General features: G+C 71.7%; 17 protein-coding genes. 11 read left to right on the top strand and 6 right to left on the bottom strand.

What is annotated here, in order from left to right:
- Positions 1–36: 36 nt before the first annotated feature.
- The 6 genes from HQQ79_RS03675 (at position 37) to HQQ79_RS03650 (ending at position 6,783) form a co-directional block, all read left to right on the top strand.
- The gene (locus tag HQQ79_RS03675) at positions 37–1,059 is read left to right on the top strand and encodes a sugar phosphate isomerase/epimerase (RefSeq protein WP_173032535.1); all 1,023 of its coding nucleotides are present in this window, start codon (positions 37–39) and stop codon (positions 1,057–1,059) included.
- Positions 1,056–2,009, top strand: coding sequence for a 3-hydroxyacyl-CoA dehydrogenase family protein (locus HQQ79_RS03670; protein WP_173032534.1), 954 nt, complete (start codon positions 1,056–1,058; stop codon positions 2,007–2,009). Before HQQ79_RS03675 ends, HQQ79_RS03670 begins: the two co-directional genes overlap by 4 nt.
- A gap of 15 nt (positions 2,010–2,024) precedes the next feature.
- On the top strand, positions 2,025–2,810 hold the full coding sequence (locus HQQ79_RS03665) for an SDR family NAD(P)-dependent oxidoreductase (protein ID WP_111022467.1): 786 nt from the start codon (positions 2,025–2,027) through the stop codon (positions 2,808–2,810).
- Positions 2,811–2,930: 120 nt separating this feature from the next.
- Entirely contained in the window at positions 2,931–4,322 is a 1,392-nt protein-coding gene (locus tag HQQ79_RS03660) for an MFS transporter (RefSeq protein WP_035809316.1), read from the top strand.
- On the top strand, positions 4,319–6,025 hold the full coding sequence (locus tag HQQ79_RS03655; RefSeq protein WP_173032533.1) for a dihydroxyacetone kinase family protein: 1,707 nt from the start codon (positions 4,319–4,321) through the stop codon (positions 6,023–6,025). Before HQQ79_RS03660 ends, HQQ79_RS03655 begins: the two co-directional genes overlap by 4 nt.
- Positions 6,022–6,783 carry a triose-phosphate isomerase family protein gene (locus HQQ79_RS03650; RefSeq protein ID WP_173032532.1) on the top strand — a complete coding sequence of 254 codons (762 nt, stop codon included), beginning with the start codon at positions 6,022–6,024 and terminating at the stop codon, positions 6,781–6,783. The genes HQQ79_RS03655 and HQQ79_RS03650 overlap by 4 nt, the downstream gene beginning before the upstream one ends.
- Here the strand turns inward: HQQ79_RS03650 and HQQ79_RS03645 are convergent.
- Complete coding sequence (locus HQQ79_RS03645) at positions 6,776–7,618, bottom strand: NAD(P)H-binding protein (protein ID WP_173032531.1); 843 nt, start codon at positions 7,616–7,618, stop codon at positions 6,776–6,778. The two genes, HQQ79_RS03650 and HQQ79_RS03645, sit on opposite strands and share 8 nt — an antisense overlap.
- A gap of 79 nt (positions 7,619–7,697) precedes the next feature.
- Between HQQ79_RS03645 and HQQ79_RS03640 the strand changes: the two genes are divergently transcribed.
- Entirely contained in the window at positions 7,698–8,450 is a 753-nt protein-coding gene (locus tag HQQ79_RS03640; RefSeq protein ID WP_367948051.1) for a TetR/AcrR family transcriptional regulator, read from the top strand.
- Here HQQ79_RS03640 and HQQ79_RS03635 read toward each other — a convergent pair.
- Positions 8,447–9,118: a response regulator transcription factor gene (locus HQQ79_RS03635; RefSeq protein WP_071248761.1), complete on the bottom strand. Its 672-nt coding sequence runs from the start codon at positions 9,116–9,118 to the stop codon at positions 8,447–8,449. The genes HQQ79_RS03640 and HQQ79_RS03635 overlap by 4 nt on opposite strands.
- Positions 9,115–10,326 (bottom strand): sensor histidine kinase, encoded by a 1,212-nt coding sequence (locus HQQ79_RS03630; RefSeq protein WP_232536553.1) that lies wholly within the window; start codon positions 10,324–10,326, stop codon positions 9,115–9,117. Before HQQ79_RS03630 ends, HQQ79_RS03635 begins: the two co-directional genes overlap by 4 nt.
- A 341-nt stretch (positions 10,327–10,667) precedes the next feature.
- Here HQQ79_RS03630 and HQQ79_RS03625 point away from each other — a divergent pair, with 341 nt between their 5' ends.
- Positions 10,668–11,549, top strand: coding sequence for a manganese catalase family protein (locus HQQ79_RS03625; RefSeq protein WP_027466970.1), 882 nt, complete (start codon positions 10,668–10,670; stop codon positions 11,547–11,549).
- An 81-nt stretch (positions 11,550–11,630) separates the two neighbouring features.
- Here the strand turns inward: HQQ79_RS03625 and HQQ79_RS03620 are convergent, their stop codons facing one another.
- From HQQ79_RS03620 to HQQ79_RS03610, 3 genes are all read right to left on the bottom strand, one after another.
- Positions 11,631–11,957, bottom strand: a complete 327-nt coding sequence (locus HQQ79_RS03620) for a hypothetical protein (RefSeq protein ID WP_071248763.1) — start codon at positions 11,955–11,957, stop codon at positions 11,631–11,633.
- Between the two features lie 11 nt (positions 11,958–11,968).
- Positions 11,969–12,412 (bottom strand): Hsp20/alpha crystallin family protein, encoded by a 444-nt coding sequence (locus tag HQQ79_RS03615; RefSeq protein ID WP_173032529.1) that lies wholly within the window; start codon positions 12,410–12,412, stop codon positions 11,969–11,971.
- A 109-nt stretch (positions 12,413–12,521) separates the two neighbouring features.
- Positions 12,522–13,265 (bottom strand): alpha/beta fold hydrolase, encoded by a 744-nt coding sequence (locus HQQ79_RS03610; protein WP_173032528.1) that lies wholly within the window; start codon positions 13,263–13,265, stop codon positions 12,522–12,524.
- A gap of 50 nt (positions 13,266–13,315) precedes the next feature.
- Between HQQ79_RS03610 and HQQ79_RS03605 the strand changes: the two genes are divergently transcribed.
- The 3 genes from HQQ79_RS03605 (at position 13,316) to HQQ79_RS03595 (ending at position 14,585) form a co-directional block, all read left to right on the top strand.
- Positions 13,316–13,777 carry a MarR family winged helix-turn-helix transcriptional regulator gene (locus HQQ79_RS03605; protein WP_051597040.1) on the top strand — a complete coding sequence of 154 codons (462 nt, stop codon included), beginning with the start codon at positions 13,316–13,318 and terminating at the stop codon, positions 13,775–13,777.
- 70 nt (positions 13,778–13,847) lie between these two features.
- Complete coding sequence (locus HQQ79_RS03600) at positions 13,848–14,030, top strand: hypothetical protein (protein ID WP_071248776.1); 183 nt, start codon at positions 13,848–13,850, stop codon at positions 14,028–14,030.
- An 18-nt stretch (positions 14,031–14,048) separates the two neighbouring features.
- On the top strand, positions 14,049–14,585 hold the full coding sequence (locus HQQ79_RS03595; protein WP_173032527.1) for a MarR family winged helix-turn-helix transcriptional regulator: 537 nt from the start codon (positions 14,049–14,051) through the stop codon (positions 14,583–14,585).
- Positions 14,586–14,706 lie beyond the last annotated feature (121 nt).

Below are 14,706 nucleotides of genomic sequence, written 5' to 3'. Positions count from 1 at the left end.
AAGGCTGAACCACCACGACATGCAAGGGAGCATTCCGTGACCACTCCACAGGACTGGGTCGACCAGGATTGGGACCCCACCACCTGGACGTCGGAGACCTGGCCGATCGCCGCGTGCCTGCACGGGTTCGCGCAGGTCACCCGCGACGGGACGGCCTTCCACGACGCCCCCGCCGAGGTGTGGGACGAGGTGTTCGGGCAGATCGAGGCCGTCGGCTTCTCGCTCGCCGAACTCGCCGACAGCCACATCCGGCCCGCAGACCTCGAAGCCTCGCGCCGCGACGAGCTGTTCGCCGTCGCGAAGTCGCACGGCATCGGGATCCCGTCCGTGCACCTACAGCGCAAGAGCGTCATCCAGCCCGGGCACGAGGACGAGAACCTGGCCTACGCCCACCGCACCATCGACGCGGCGGCCGAGTGGGGCATGCAGGTGTTCTCGACCGGGCTGCACCAGCCGTTCACCGACGCCCAGAAGCGCGCGCTGTGGTTCTGGACGGCACCGGGCCCGAAGGACCCCGACGACCCCGAGGTCTGGGCCGCCGCGGTCAAGCGACTGCGGGAGCTCGGCGAGCACGCTGCGAGCGTCGGGCTGCCGATGGCGCTCGAGCTGTACGAGGACACGTACCTCGGCACCGCCGACAGCGCGGTCCGTCTGGTCGAGGAGATCGGGCTCGACAACGTCGGGCTGAACGCGGACGTCGCGAACCTCATCCGGCTGCACCGTCCGATCGAGGACTGGCGGGAGCTCTTCGCGAAGACGATGCCGCACACGAACTACCTGCACGTGAAGAACTACACGCGTGACGAGGCCGGCGACGGGAGCTGGGCGACGAGTGCGCCGAGCACCATGGAGACGGGCCTCATCAACTACCGCCAGGTCCTGCGCGACGCCGTCGCCGACGGGTTCCGCGGGATCGTCATGACCGAGCAGTACGGCGGGGACAGCCTCGGCGTCTGCGCCACCAACCAGCAGTACATCCGGTCCGTCCTCGCGACGACGAAGCTCGACGCGACGGCGACCCCGACTGCAGCAACCAGCACCGAAGGAGCAATCCGATGAGCACCCTCGACATCGCCGTCGTCGGGTCCGGCTACATGGGCGGCGGGATCGCCCAGGTCCTCGCCCTCGCCGGCCACACCGTCCGGATCGCCGACGTCTCGGCCGAGATCGCCGCGTCCAGCCGAGCCCGGCTCATCGCAGAGACCGAGCAGTTCGTCGCGGACGGCCTGTTCCCCGCGGACGCCGTGGCACGCGTCGAGGCCCACCTCAGCGCAGCCGCCTCCATCGAGGAAGCGGTCGCCACGGCGGACTTCATCGAGGAGGCCGTGCCCGAGAAGCTCGAGATCAAGCACGCCACGCTCCGCCGGATCAGCGAGGCCGCCCGCCCCGACGCCGTGATCGGCTCGAACACCTCGACGATCCTGATCGAGTCGCTTGCCGAGGCGGTCGTGGGCCCGGAGCGGTTCCTCGGGGTGCACTTCTCGAACCCGGCACCGTTCATCCCCGGCGTCGAGCTCATCCCGCACCCGACCACGAACGAGCACGCGATCGAGGTCGGTGAGACCGTCGTCGCCGCGACCGGCAAGCAGTCGGCGCGGGTGAAGGACTCGACGGGGTTCGTCCTGAACCGCCTGCAGTACGCGCTGTTCGAGGAGGCCGCGAAGATCGCCGACGAGGGCATCGCGAGCCCCGACGACATCGACACCATCGTGCGGACCACGTTCGGGTTCCGCCTGCCGTTCTTCGGCCCGTTCGCGATCGCCGACATGGCCGGGCTCGACGTCTACGCGTTCTGCTTCGAGTCGCTGCAGACCCGCTGGCCCGAGCGCTTCGCCACCCCGCCGTCGCTGCAGCAGCACGTCGACGCCGGTGAGCTCGGCACGAAGTCCGGCGCCGGGTACCTCGAGGTCCCCGCCGACCGCACGCCGGAACTCGTCGCCTACCGGAACAAGGCGTACGTCGCGATGCAGAAGCTCCTCGACGAGCTCGGCCCGGCACCGATCCACTGAGGCGGGAGGGACACCATGAGCGACCAGAACCAGTCAGTCGGCCAGCACCAGGACCGCACCGTCGTCCTCACCGGGGCCGCCTCACCGCGGGGCATCGGCCGCGCCACCGCCCACCACCTGGCCGAGGCCGGGTGGGACGTCGGGATCATCGACCTCGACCAGACGGCGAGCGAGCAGGTCGCCGCCGAGATCCGCGAACAGCACGGCGTGCGGGCCGTCGGCGTCGGGGCAAACGTCGCCGACGAGTCCGCCGTCCGTGCCGCCTTCGACACGATCGAGGCCGAGCTCCGGCCGATCACCGCACTCGTGAACCTGGCCGGGGTCTCGTCGGCGCACGCCTACCTGGACCTGCCCGAGGGGGAGTGGCACCGTGTGCTGTCGATCAACCTCGACGGTGTGCACTTCGCCAGCCTGCGGGCGGCGGAGTCGATGGTGCGGTCCGGCTACGGGCGCATCGTGAACCTGTCGTCGGTCTCCGCCCAGCGCGGCGGCGGCACCTTCAGCAAGACCCCGTACACGGTGGCGAAGGCCGGCGTGATCGGCCTGACCCGTGGCCTGGCGCGCGAGCTCGGCCCGCGCGGCGTCACGGTCAACGCGATCGCCCCCGGTCCGATCGACACCGACATCATGGGCGGCACCCTGTCCGAGGAGCGGAAGGCCGAGATGGCCGCCGACGGCGTGCTGCCGCGCATCGGTACCCCGCGGGACATCGCCGCGGCCGTCGCGTACCTGATCAGCGAGGACGCCGGGTTCGTCACGGGCCAGACGCTCAACGTCGACGGCGGCCTGTACATGCACTAGGGCCAGCCGCCCACGGAACGCGCGCCGACCGGGCGACGTGATCCGTGCCTCCCGTCCGGACGACCGAACCGACCGCCGGACGCCAGAACGACCGCACCGTGCTCGCAAAGGAGCGAACCCGTGTCACTACCCCCTGCCCCCGCGCTCGGGTCGACCAACGACCCCGGCCTGAAGTCCGCCATCGGCAAGGCGACGAAGCACCTCATGCCGATGCTCGTCATCCTGTACTTCGTCGCGTTCCTCGACCGCACGAACGTCGGCTTCGCCGAAGAGGCCCTGCGCGTCGACCGTGGCATCTCCGACGCCGCCTTCGCCCTGGGCGCCGGCATCTTCTTCATCGGCTACGCGATCTTCGAGATCCCGTCGAACCTGCTGCTCAAGCGGTTCGGTGCGCGCTTCTGGCTCGCCCGGATCGCCGTCACGTGGGGCATCGTCGCCGCACTGTTCGCCTTCACGACGAACGACACGATGTTCATCATCCTGCGGTTCATCCTGGGTGTGACCGAGGCCGGGTTGTTCCCGGGCGTGATCATGTACCTGTCCGAGTGGTTCCCGAACAAGGTGCGCGTGCGCATGTTCGCGATCTTCTACCTGGCGCAGCCGTTCTCGCAGATGATCGGCGCCCCGCTGTCCGGCGGCCTCATCAGCGTCGGTGACCAGGTCACGCCGTTCCACGGCTGGCAGGTCATGTTCGCCGGCGAGGGGATCCTCGCGGTGCTGGCGGGCATCGCGGCCCTGGTGTTCCTGACGAACAGTCCGCAGCAGGCGAAGTGGCTCGAACCGGGCGAGAAGGCGTCGCTCACCGCGGCCATGGAGCGCGAGGACACTGCCCGCAGCGAGGACGGCCCGAAGGGCATCTGGCGCGCGATGGCGAGCGGGCGCGTCTGGTACTTCACGATCATCTACTTCTGCCTGCAGGTCGCCGTCTACGGCACGACGTTCTACCTGCCGCAGCAGGTGTCCTCGCTGCTCGGGCAGGACGTCGGCTGGCAGGTCGGTCTGGTGTCCGCGATCCCGTGGCTCGTCGGGCTCGTCGCCTGCTACCTGATCGGGTCGCGTGCGGACTCCGTCGGTCGCCGTCGTCGCTGGGGAACCCTGTTCTACGTCACGACCGGCCTGTCGATCCTCGGCTCGGCGTGGGCGGGTGCGAACGGGCAGCCCGTGCTCGGCATCCTGTTCATCACCCTGGCCGTCGCGAGCTTCCTGGCCGTCGGCCCGATCACCTGGGCGTACCCGACGGCGTTCCTGACCGGTGCCGCAGCCGCCGCGGGCATCGGCCTGATCAACTCGCTCGGAAACCTCGGCGGGTTCGTCGCCCCGATCATGCGCACCGCGATCAACGAGGTGGTGCCCACCGACAGCGGTGCGTTCGGCATCGTCTCGCTCGGCGTCCTGGCGTTCGTCGCCGCGGTGATGATCTTCTGCACCAAGTTCTTCCGCGGGGCCAAGGCCGACGAACTGCTCGACACCTCGCACGTCCGCACCACCGACCCGAAGGGCAGCAAGCGATGACCAGACTGTTCAACGACCCGGCGGACTTCGCCGACGAGGCGACCGACGGCTTCGTCGCCGCGAACGAGCGGTGGGTGCGCGGGGTGCACGGCGGGGTCGCCCGCTCCACCACGAGCCCCGACGGCACGGTCGCGGTCGTGATCGGCGGCGGCTCGGGCCACTACCCCGCGTTCGGTGGACTGGTCGGACACGGCCTGGCCGCCGGTGCCGCGATGGGCAACCTGTTCGCCAGCCCCAGCGCGCAGCAGGTCACCGGGGTCGCGAAGGCAGCGGAGCACGGTGGCGGGGTGCTGCTCAGCTACGGCAACTACGCGGGTGACGTCCTGAACTTCGACGCCGCGGCGCGCACGCTCGAGGCCGACGGCATCCCGGTCCGGACGGTCCGCGTCACCGACGACGTCACGAGCGCCCCGGCCGACGACCGCGCGAAGCGCCGCGGCATCGCGGGTGACCTCTGCGTCTTCAAGGTCGCCGGCGCCGCCGCCGAGCGCGGGGACGACCTCGACACGGTCACCGCGGTCGCCGAACGGGCGAACGACCGGACGCGCAGCTTCGGCGTCGCGTTCTCCGGGTGCTCCCTGCCCGGCGCCGAGGAACCCCTGTTCACGGTGCCCGAGGGCCGGATGGCGGTCGGCATGGGCATCCACGGCGAGCGGGGGATCGACGAGACGGACGTGCCCACCGCCGACGGTCTGGCCGAGCTGCTGGTGTCCCGTCTGCTCGACGAACTGCCCGACGGCGTGGCGCTCGGGGGCCAGCGAGTGGTCCCGATCCTGAACGGTCTGGGCTCGGTCAAGTACGAGGAGCTCTTCGTCGTCTACCGCTCGGTGCAGCGGCGCCTGGCGGACGCCGGGGTCGTCATCGTGGAGCCCGAGGTCGGCGAACTCGTCACGAGCTTCGACATGGCCGGGGTCTCCCTGACGCTGTTCTGGCTCGACGACGAGCTCGAGGAACTCTGGGCAGCACCCGCGGACACGCCCGCCTACCGCAAGGGCGGTGTGGTCGCCGAACAGCGGGTCGACCCGTCCACCGTGGCGGCGGACGCCGAGGGCGTCGGCATCGGCCCGGCGACCGACGAGTCCCGCGCGGTCGCCGAGCAGGTCGCCGCCGGGTTCGCCGCGGTCCGCGCCGTCCTCGACGAGCACGCCGACGAACTCGGGCGCATCGACGCCGTGGCCGGTGACGGCGACCACGGCATCGGGATGCAGCGCGGATCGCACGCCGCCGACGTCGCCGCCGCCGACGCGGTCACCCGCGGTGCCGGTGCCGGCACCGTCCTGCTGGTCGCCGCGGACGCCTGGTCCGACAAAGCCGGCGGCACGTCCGGTGCGATCTGGGGTGCCGCCCTGGAGGCACTGGGTCGCGTGGTCGGGGACGACTCGCGTCCGTCTGGTGCCACCGTCGCGCAGGGGGTCCGCGCGGCCACCGAGGCCGTGCTCGCGTTCGGCGCCACCGTCGGTGACAAGACGATGGTGGACGCCCTGGTGCCGTTCGACGAGGTGCTCCGCACCCGGCTCGACGCCGGGGCGGCGCTCGCCGAGGCCTGGGGCGACGCCGTCCGTGCCGCTCGCGAAGCCGCCGACGCGACGGAGTCCCTGGTGCCGAGGATGGGCCGGGCGCGCACCCATGCCGACCAGGCCGTCGGCACCGCGGACCCCGGTGCGCTGTCCTTCGCCCTCGTCGTGGAGACGGTCGCCCCGTGATCACCGTCGGGGTGTCGCTGAAGACGTACTTCTCGCACGCCCGGACGCTGTCGTGGGCGGCCGAGGTCGGCGACATCGCCCGGCGACACCCCGCGGTGCGCTCGGGTGCGGCGTCGCTCTTCGTGGCGCCGACGTTCCCGGCCCTCGTCCCGGTGCGTGACCTGCTCGCCGGCACCGGTGTGCAGCTCGCCGCGCAGGACCTGTCGTGGGCCGATGCGGGTGCGTTCACCGGCGAGGTCTCCGGCGCCGAACTGCGGGAGATCGGTGTCGACCTGGTCGAGATCGGGCACGCCGAACGGCGCTCCCTGTTCCACGAGGACGACGCGACGATCGCGGGGAAGGTGCACGCGGCGTTCCGGAACCACCTGCGTCCGCTGGTCTGCGTCGGGGAGCCGGACCGGGCCTCCGATCCGACGGAAGCCGTGGCGGCGGTGACCGCGCAGCTCGACCGGGCCGTCTCGACCGCCGTCGCGGACGGTCTCGCCGGGCCCCTGACCGTCGCCTACGAACCGGTGTGGGCGATCGGCGCACCGGCACCCGCACCGGACGACCACATCGTGGCGGTGCTCGCCGGGATCGAGCAGCACCTCGCCACCCGGCCTGAGCTGCACGGCAGCACCGTCCTCTACGGCGGCAGTGCCGGACCAGGCCTGCTGACCCGGGGGCAGGGCCGGATCGGCGGGCTGTTCCTCGGACGGTTCGCCCACGACCCCGCGGCGGTCGAGGCCATCCTCGACGAGGTCGCGGCGCTCAGCTGAGCTGGTCGCGGACCGGCCGTGGGGCGCGACCGAGCAGTTCGCCGAGCAGCGGATCGGTGCCGGCGAACAGGCCCCGCTCGGCGGCCTGGTACATGCCGAGTAGGAACGCGACCATGTGCGGGTCCTGCCCCGCTGCCAGCGCACGGGCACGCCACTCGTCCTCACCCAGGGCCTCGAACCCGATCGTCCGACCGGACACCTCGGACGCCTGCCGAGCCAGGTCGGCGAAGGTCGGCGCGTCCGGAGCGGTGAGCGTCACCGGCCCGTCGAACGGCTGGTCGGCGAGCAGGATCGCGGCGGCAGCCTCGGCGGCGTCCTCGCGGGCGGTCCACGACACCGGGCCGTCGACGGGGACGGACACCGTGCCGGTCTCCTGCCACGGGCCCGTCATCCAGGCGGCGCTGTGCGCGTAGAAGCCGTTCCGCAGGCTCGTCCACGGCAGCCCGGAGTCGCGGAGCAGGTCCTCGGTGGCGGCGTGGTGCGCTGCGGGCACGAAGGGCGAACCGTGCGCGGCGCCCTGGTGGCTCGTGTACAGGACCCGGCCGACGCCGGCGTCGACGGCTGCGTCGACCGCGGCGCGGTGCAGCGCGACGGCGTCGGCGGCCGGGTCGCTCGACGAGACGAGCAGGAGCTGATCGGCGCCCGCGAAGGCTGCCGGCAGGGTCTCCGGTTCGGCGTAGTCGCCGCGGCGGACCTCGACACCGCGGTCGGCGAACCGCTGTGCTCGGGCCGGATCACGGGTCACCACCGCCAGGTCGGACGGCGCGAGGTGCTCGAGCAGGTGGTCGGCGGTCGCGCCGTTGAGGGCTCCGGTGGCCCCGGTGATGACGATCATGACTTCTCCGTATCGGTGGAAACAGTGCGCTAGTAGCGCTGGTAACACAGTGATAGCACAGATCCGTTATCGTTGTTTCGTGATCGAGCAGGGAAGCCAACGCGACGAGACGCGTGCGCGCATCGTCGAGGTCGCCGGCACCATGCTGCGTGAACGCGGTGCCGCGGCGGTGACCACGCGGGCGGTCGCGGACGGCGCAGGCGTCCAGGCACCGACCATCTACCGGCTGTTCGGCGACAAGGACGGTCTGCTGGAAGCGGTCGCCGAGCACGCGATGGCGACGTTCTCGGCGATGAAGGCCGACGCCGTCCGGGCTGCTCGTGACGAGGCGACCGACCCCGTCGAGGACCTGCGCACCGGGTGGTCGATGACGATCGGCTTCGGGCTGGCGAACCCCGACCTGTTCGTGCTGTTGAGCGACCCGGAGCGCGGCCGTCGGTCGGCAGCCGCCCGAGCCGGTACCGCGCTGCTCGCCGAGCGCATCCGGCGGGTGGCCGAGGCCGGACGACTGGCCGTGCCGGAACACCGCGCGGTCGAGCTCGTGCACGCGGCAGGCACCGGTGCGGTGCTCGCGATCCTGGCCGCTCCGGCGGACGAGCGGGACCCGTCACTCGCCGATGACGTCCTCGACGCGGTGCTCGGGCGGATCCTCGTGCCGAGCGGGCCGACGAGGGACGACGGCGGCGCGGCCCCGGGTGGTCGCGGTCGGGGGACCGACCCCGTGACGAGCGCCGCGATCACGCTCCGTGCCGCAGCGCCCCGGCTCGATCGACTGTCGGCCGCCGAGCGGACGATGCTCGCGGAGTGGCTCGACCGGATCGCCGCGGACTAGTCCTCGCGGGCGCCCGCCAGCCCGTGGTCGTGGGCGTAGACGACGAGCTGCACCCGGTCGCGCAGCGACAACTTGCCCAGGATGCTCGAGATCTGGGTCTTCACCGTCGACTCGGTGACGTACTCCCTGGTGGCGATCTCGGCGTTCGAGAGCCCACGGGACGCCCACCCGAACACGACGCGCTCCCGCTCGGTCAGGGTCGCGAACTCCGGCGGCTGCGGTGCGGGGGCCCGCGCCACGTCGGTGCCGAACAGCTGCGCGAGGTCGTTCGGGGCGATGACCGAGCTGCCCTCGTGCACGGCCCGCACCGCGGCGAACAGGAACGGCGGCGTGGTGTCCTTGAGCAGGAACCCGCTGGCGCCGAGCCGGATCGCGGTCGCCGCCGCCGGGTCGAGCCCGAAGGTGGTGAGCACGACGACGCGGGGCAGCGGGCCCGGGACGGCGCCGGAGTAGAGCTGTCGGACGGTCTCCACCCCGTCCATGCCGGCCATCCGCATGTCGAGCAGCACCACGTCGGGGCGCACCTCGGGGATGAGCGCGAGCGCTTCGGCGCCGTCGGAGGCCTCACCGACCACGCGCATGTCGTCCTGGGCGTCGAGCACCACCCGGAGCCCGGCGCGGAACAGCGCCTGGTCGTCGGTGAGCAGGATCCTGATCGGTTCGGTCATCGGACGGGTCCCCCTTGGACGTCGAACGGGATGCGGGCGCGTGCCGTGAACACGTCGTCCAGCACGGCGGCGTCGAACGACCCACCGAGGGCGCCGAGGCGCGAGTCCATGCCGTCGATCCCGCGGCCCGAGCCGGCGGTGGTGCCGTCGCCGGCGACGTTCTCGACCTCGAGCACCAGGTCGGCGTTCCGCCAGGTCTCCCGCACGACGACCGGGTTGCCGGGGGCGCCGTGGCGCAGGGCGTTCGTGAGCATCTCCTGCAGCACGCGGCGGGCGGCGGTGCCGGTGTCCGGGCGCAGGGCCAGCGGGACCCCGCGCACCGTGCGGTCGACGTCGACCCCGGCGTCGCGGATGCCCTGCACGATCTCCTCGAGCGAGCCCGGGCCGGTCGCCTCGGCGGAGCCGTCGATGTGCCCGAGGACCTGTCGGACCTCGACCAGGGAGCTCCGGGCGGTGCTCGCGATGGTGGCGCTGACCGCTCGGATGCGCGCCTCGTCGTCGAGGAACGGCACCGAGTCGGCCTGCGCGATGATGACCGCGAGCGAGTGGCCGACGACGTCGTGCACGTCGCGGGCGATGTCCGCGCGGATGCGTTCGGACTCGGCGACGTCGATGGCGCGGGTGGCGGTGGCCTCGGCCTCGGTGGCGACGGCTTCGGCACGTGATGCTGCGGCCTCGGCGTCGGCACGGCGCTCCGACTCGCGGTCGCGGGAGCGGAAGGCCCGGACGGCGACGCCGCCCGCCCAGACCCCGAGCAGCGCGGTCACCGGGGCGGCCATCGCCAGGAAGGCCTGGTCGCGCGGGCCGTTGATGAGCACGAGGAACCGGAAGCCGGTCGACGCCAGGTAGACCGTGGCACCCGCCCCGGCGACGACCGCGAGTACGCCCGAGACGACGACCTCGGTGCGGGTGCCCACGACGGCGGCGGTGCCGATCACGACGAAGAGCGCGAGGTCCACCAGCGACGGGCGCTCGCCGCCGCCGACCTGGATCACCCCGAGGACGACGACCATGGCCATCGCGGCGGACGGGGAGATACGACGCAGGGCGATCGCCACCGAGGCCGACAGCACCGCGGCGAGGCTCGCGTGCTCGAGCTCGAGGTCGATGGGCAGCAGGAAGACGAACGCCGCCAGGGCCGCCCAGGCCACGTCGACGGCGATCGACCGGGTGGCGAGCGGCCGGAGGAACCTGCCCCGTTCGGTCACGAGAGCGATCCTCCCATGCCGTACCGGCGTCACGCGGGCGGGGTCATGGCCATGAGTGCGATGACGGTGGCGACCACGATCGCCGCGCAGAGCAGCAGGGTGGCGATCGTGTGCTTGGTCGAGGTCTGCATGCTCCCAGCCTGCGCAACCGGACGGCGGCGAGCATCGGGCGGTCGACCGAAGGGACTCGTCCTGCCGGGTGAAGCCGACGGTGGTCCCGGATCCGTCGAACGGCGCATCCAGGACACCCTCTGCGTGATCCGGCCACCTTGGACGGCCGCTCAGTGCCCCCGGCGAACCATCGGCCGTGCAATCGCTCGATCGACACGAAGGAGCACGATTTGTACTTCCACAAGCAGGAACTCCAGTTCACGGCAACGCCCGACAAGCCCGACGCGATCTACGCCCGCAAGCTGCAGGAGGTGCTCGGCGGCCAGTACGGAGAGATCTCCGTCGCGCTGCAGTACCAGTTCCAGGCGTGGAACATGCACATCCCCGGCAAGTACCGCGACATGGTGTTCGGCATCGGCGCCGAGGAGATGGGCCACGTCGAGATGCTCGCGACGATGATCGCGCAGCTGCTCGAGAAGTCCCCGCTCGGCATCACCGAGGACGCGCTGCAGGACGACCCCACGGTCGCCGCGATCGTCGGCGGCACCGACGTCCAGCACGCGATCGTCGCCGGTGCGGGCGCCCGTCCGGTGGACAGCAACGGCAACCCCTGGCAGGGCTCGTACATCACCGCCAGCGGCAACCTGCTCGCCGACTTCACGGCGAACGAGAACGCCGAGATGCAGGGTCGTGTGCAGGCCGCCCGGCTTTACCACATGACCGACGACCACGGCGTGCGGGACCTGCTGTCCTTCCTCATCGCCCGCGACACCATGCACCAGAACATGTGGGCGACCGCTGCCGCCGAGCTACGCGAGAAGGGCGTCGAGGGCTTCCCCGTCCCGAGCAACTTCCCGCAGTCGAAGGAGAACCAGGAGGTCAACTACCAGTACCTCAACTTCTCCGACGGTGCCGAGGCGAAGAACGGCCCGTGGGCGAGCGGTCCCTCGTTCGACGGCAAGGGCGAGTACTCGTACCACGACGGCCCGACCACCTCGGTCCCGATGCCCCCGCCCACGCACCCCGACGTCCGGCTCTACGGCACCACCGAGCTGCCGAACGTCGTCGAGAAGACGGCCGGCCTGGTGCAGGACAAGCTGAACAAGGAGTAGTCCCGACGGTCGCCCACGCGACCGACGGATGACAGGAGGCCCGGCGCACGACGTGCACCGGGCCTCCTGTCCGTCAGGTGGTCACCGCACCGACGGGGCGGACCCGCCCACGGTCATCAGCGCCCCCGTCTCGGGTTCTTCGTCGCGTGGTGCCTCGAAGATGCCCGAGTAGGCGCGCACCGCGCTCCACCCCGCGATCAGCAGGGCCGTGCCGAGGACCGCCGCGACCCAGGGGGCCAGGAGCGACTGCTCGAACAGCCGGGGCGCGGCGACCCAGGTCAGGAACGTGCCGGTCAGGCTGCCGGTGGCCCCGAGGAGCACGGCGGTGCGCCGGTCCAGGCTCGTCAGCGCGAGCGCCGCGGTGACGACGAGGACCGCGACCACCGCGTTCAGCAGGACGGACGTCATCGCTCAGCTCCTCACTCGGCCGCGGTGCCGGAACCGACCGCGAGCTGCTCGGACGCGCCACCGACGGTGACGGCGATCTTGCGCGGCTTCGCGGACTCCTTGACGGGGATCGTGACGCTCAGCACGCCGTTGTCGTACCCGGCGGTGATGCGCTCGGCGTCCAGGCCGTCGCCGAGCGTCAGCTGCCGGACGAACGTGCCGGGCTGGCGCTCACGCGTGAGCCACTGCGAGCCCTCGGGCGCGCCCAGGGTGCGCTCGGCGCGGATGGTCAGGACGGGGCCGTCCACGTCGATGTCGACGGAGCCCGGGTCGATGCCGGGCAGGTCGACGTCGAGGACGTAGTGGTCCCCGGTGCGGTACAGGTCCATCGGCATCGAGCGCGGGCCGGCGGCGGTGCCGAGGAGCGAACCCGCGAGTCGGTCGAGCTCGCGGAACGGATCGAAGTTCATCGTCATCGAAATCAACTCCTTCGTGGTTCTCGTTGAGTCCCCTCGACTCAACTGCCACCGTTTTAGCACTCGACCCTGGTGAGTGCCAAGAGATCGCTCGGAGGACGCCGAGAACTCAGCCGAGCAGGGGCGCCAGGAACGGGTCGATGACCGCCCACGTCGCGTCGGGGGCCTCGAGGTGGGGCAGGTGCCCGGCCGCCGGGACCTCGGCGAACACCGCATCCGGCACGGCCGCCGCGACCGCGCGACCGTACGCCGGGGTCACGACCCGGTCGCTCGCGCCGAACACGACGAGCGTCGGCACCCGCACGGCACCGAGCCGACCGAGCAGCGTCGGGTCGCTCATCGAGCGGCCGGCGACGACCGCCATGGTCTGCCCGTTCGACCGCTGCACCGCGCGCTGTTCGTCGGTGACGGACGCCGGGTCCTGGTACCCCCGCTCGGGATCGTGCCAGGCGACCTCGGCCAGCCCGCGGGCATCGAGGGCGAAGAAGTCGGCGATCGGTTCGCCCTCGACCACCGCACCCACGCCGTCGATGTCGACGACGGTGCCGACGACCCCGGCGAACCGGTCGTCGGCAGCAGCCTGCACGGCCATCTCGAGGGCGATCCAGCCGCCGATGGAGGACCCGACCACCACGACGTCCTGCTCCCCGGCGGTGACGAGCTGCTCGAGGTACGCGGTCGCCAGGGCCGGGACGGAGTCGATCCCGTCCGGGCGTGGGGTGCCGTCCCAGCCCGGGTGCGTGGGGGCGACGACGTGGAAGGCGGGTGCGAGGTGCGCGACGATCGGCGCGACGGTCCGGGGGCCACCGCCGCCGTGCAGGACGAGCGCGGTGCGGGTGCGGGTGTCGGTCATGGGCTCTCCGTATCAACATGTTTATGTACGAGTGTTGATACCGTAGCACCATGCCGACCGACCTCGAAGCCCTGGGCCACGCCGTCAAGCGGGCGCAGTACCGCAACCACCGCACGATGGACGCCGCCCTGCGCGACCTCGGCGTGACGCTCGTGCAGTGGGACGCCCTGCGCGCGATCGACCGGATGCCCCGCGCCTCCGGGCACGACCTCGCCGTCGCGACGTTCCAGAGTGACCAGGCCTTCGGCACCCTCGCGAACCGGATGCTCGACCGTGGTCTCATCACCCGGACCGCCGGGCGGGGCCGCCGGATCGAGCACACCGTCACCGAGGACGGACGGCGGGTGCTCGACGAGGGACACCGCATCGCCGAGGGGGTACTCGACTCCCTGTTCGCACCGCTCGACGAGCCGCGACGGGCGGCGCTCCTGCAGCTCCTGACGACCCTGACGGATGCCGCCGAACCGTTCGGCGCGCAAAACGTACACAGTGCGAATGGTTCGTTGAACTGATCGTTCACTTCGTGAAAGAGTTCAGGCGTCCACAGGGGACACACGGCAAGCAAGAAGGGCGGGACACGACATGCACAGCACGTACTCCGGGATGCCTCGGACGGCACGGATCGGTGGCAGCCACACGCGCGTCGGTCTCACCGACCCGGCGATCATCGACGCGTACGTCGAGCGTCGCATCCAGGACCCTTCGCTGCTCGCCGGTCGTTCCGAACCGTCCTACGCGGACTTCTTCAGCACGCCTGCCGTTTAGCAAGGAGCGCATGACCCCATGCCGTTGACCGTCGTCCGTCGAGAGCACGTCCACCTCTACGCCCGCGAACCCGCGTCCGGGGTCGCGAAGACCGCCGTCGACGCGCTGCTGCGCCTGCAGCACGCCGAGGACCAGCAGATCGAGTCCGCCCGCATCGAGAGCGGCCTGTCGAAGAACGAGTTCCTCGCCGTCCGGTACATGCTCCAGGCGCACCGGGACGGCCGGACGATGGGCCCGAAGGACCTCGCCGTGATGCTCGCCGTCTCGAACGCCTCGGTCACCAAGATCGTCGACGGGCTCGTGCAGAAGGGCCTGCTGTCGCGCACGGCGCACCCCACGGACCGTCGTGCGCAGGTACTCGCCCCGACCGACCAGGCCGCCGAGAAGATCGACGCCTCGTACGCGCGCTTCCACGCTGCCGTCGTCGAGGTGCTCGAGCAACTCCCCGACGCGGACAACGCCGTCCTCGCCGACTCGCTCACGAAGATCGTCGACGCGCTCGCCGCGGGCACGCCCGCGCCGGTCGACGAGTACACGGTCGACGACCAGGACTGACGCGAGCGCGCCCGGCTGACGCGACCCGGCGGGTGCGACGCGACCCCGATACGGACTGGAGGCCCGTGGTGCGCCCGCCACGGGCCTCCAGGCCGGACGGTGGCGAGAAAACCTTCCAGCG

The organism is Curtobacterium sp. VKM Ac-2852 (assembly GCF_013205045.1).
Taxonomy (GTDB): domain Bacteria; phylum Actinomycetota; class Actinomycetes; order Actinomycetales; family Microbacteriaceae; genus Curtobacterium; species Curtobacterium flaccumfaciens.
This window is presented reverse-complemented; position numbering and strand designations above follow the sequence as displayed.